Origin of the sequence: Burkholderia sp. Bp8984, from assembly GCF_003853755.1 — a bacterium.
Lineage (GTDB): Bacteria > Pseudomonadota > Gammaproteobacteria > Burkholderiales > Burkholderiaceae > Burkholderia.
Map to the genome: position 1 here is coordinate 1 of NZ_QTQN01000081.1, position 2,228 is coordinate 2,228.

At 66.5% G+C, this 2,228-nt stretch carries 1 protein-coding gene and 1 pseudogene; both read right to left on the reverse strand.

What is annotated here, in order from left to right; translation table 11 throughout:
• Positions 1–1,243, reverse strand: a pseudogene (locus tag DID98_RS35365) (sulfate adenylyltransferase subunit 1); the annotation flags it as partial.
• 22 nt (positions 1,244–1,265) lie between these two features.
• Positions 1,266–2,228, reverse strand: coding sequence for a sulfate adenylyltransferase subunit CysD (gene cysD / locus DID98_RS35370; RefSeq protein ID WP_044845620.1), 963 nt, complete (start codon positions 2,226–2,228; stop codon positions 1,266–1,268).

The window sequence follows — 2,228 nt, forward strand, 5'->3', positions numbered from 1 at the left end:
CCCGGGTGCGCATCGTAGGTGTCGCAGACGATCGGCTTCTGCAGCGTCAGCGCGACGCGGCCGATGTCGTTCATCTTCAGTTCCTGGCGGTCGGTCGCGTGCGACAGCGTATGCACGTCGAGCACTTCCTTGACCGCGCCGATCTTCGCGAACACCGTGCTCGTGGTCTGCTTCAGCAGGTACTTGCGCTGCGGCGACAGCGGCGTCTCGTCGAACCAGCACAGGTCCGCCTCGAGCTTCTTCGCCGGCGCGACCGTCTCGGCGGTCGTGACGAACATGTCGCCGCGCGACACGTCGACGTCCTGTTCGAGGCGAATCGTCACCGTCTGGCCCGCGAACGCGTGCGCGACCGCCGCCGTGCCGCCCGGCACCGGCGCGATGATCTCGGCGACCGTCGCGGTGCGGTTCGACGGCAGCACGACGATTTCGTCACCGACCTTCACCTCGCCCGATTCGATCCGGCCCATGTAGCCGCGGAAATCGTCGGCCGAGCTGCCGTCCTGGCGTGCGACCCACTGCACCGGGAAGCGCAGCGCGTCATGCGCCTGCGTCTCGACCGGCAGCGATTCGAGCACGTCGAGCAGCGGCTCGCCCGCATGCCACGGCATGCGCTCGCTCGCGCCGACGATGTTGTCGCCCTTCAGCGCCGACACCGGCACGAAACGCACGTCCTTCAGGCCGAGCTGCTTCGCGAGCGCGACGTACGCGTCGCGGATCTCGTTGAAGCGTGCTTCGCTGTAGTCGATGAGGTCCATCTTGTTGATCGCGACAATCACGTGCTGCAGCGCGAGCAGCTTCACGATCGCGCTGTGGCGCTTCGTTTGCGGCAGCAGTTCCGCCACGCCGTTCTCGATCGTCACGCGCGTCGCGTCGCGTCGACCAGGATGATCGCCGCATGCGCGGTCGATGCGCCCGTCACCATGTTGCGCGTGTACTGCTCGTGGCCCGGCGTGTCGGCGATGATGAACTTGCGCTTCGCGGTCGCGAAATAGCGGTAGGCGACGTCGATCGTGATGCCCTGCTCGCGCTCGGCCTCGAGCCCGTCCGTCAGCAGCGCGAGGTCGATCTCGTCGCCGACCGTGCGCTTGTTCTTCGCGCGCGACAGCGCGGACAGCTGGTCCGACAACACGGCCTTGCTGTCGTACAGCAGGCGGCCGATCAGCGTGCTCTTGCCGTCGTCGACGCTGCCCGCGGTGATAAAGCGCAACACGCCGAGGTCTTCGTTGTTCTCGATGATGCTCATGATGTGAATGTCCTCGTGTGCTTCAGAAATAACCTTGCTTCTTGCGCTGTTCCATCGCGGCTTCGGATGCCTGGTCGTCCATCCGGGTCGCGCCGCGTTCGGTGATCTCGGTCACCGCCGTCTCGGCGATGATCTTCTCGACGTCGTCCGCGTCGCTCTCGACCGGGCACGTGCAGCTGATGTCGCCAACGGTACGGAAGCGCACCTGCGCGAGTTCGCTCGTCTCGCCGTCACGCATCGGCGTGAGCGGCGTGACCGGCACGAGCAGCCCGTTGCGGCGCACGATCTCGCGCTGGTGCGCGTAGTAGATCGACGGCAGTTCGAGGTTTTCGCGCGCGATGTACTGCCACACGTCGAGTTCCGTCCAGTTCGAGATCGGGAACACGCGCAGGTGCTCGCCGTTGTGCAGGCGTGCGTTGTACAGGCTCCACAGTTCCGGGCGCTGCGCCTTCGGATCCCACTGGCCGAATTCGTCGCGGAACGAGAAGATCCGCTCCTTCGCACGCGCCTTCTCTTCGTCGCGGCGCGCGCCGCCGATCAGCGCCGTGTAGCCGTGCTGTTCGATCGTCTCGAGCAGCGTGACGGCCTGTGCGGCGTTGCGCGAATCGGTTTCGCGGCGCAGCACGACGGTGCCGCGCTTGATCGAATCCTCGACGTGGCCGACCACCAGCTCGGCGCCGAGCTCCTGCGCGCGGCGGTCGCGGAAGTCGATCACTTCCTCGTAGTTGTGGCCCGTGTCGATGTGCACGAGCGGGAACGGCAGCGTCGTCTTGCGGTTCGCGCCGAGGCCGAACGCCTTCAGCGCGAGGTGCAGCACGACGACCGAGTCCTTGCCGCCCGAGAACAACAGCGCCGGCTTGCTGCATTCGGCAACGAGTTCGCGCAGGATGTGGATCGACTCGGCTTCGAGCCAGTCGAGGTGGCCCATGCGGTCGTCGGCACCGGTGGGCGGGGCAAAGGCGGATTGCTCGAGCGTCGTGCTCAT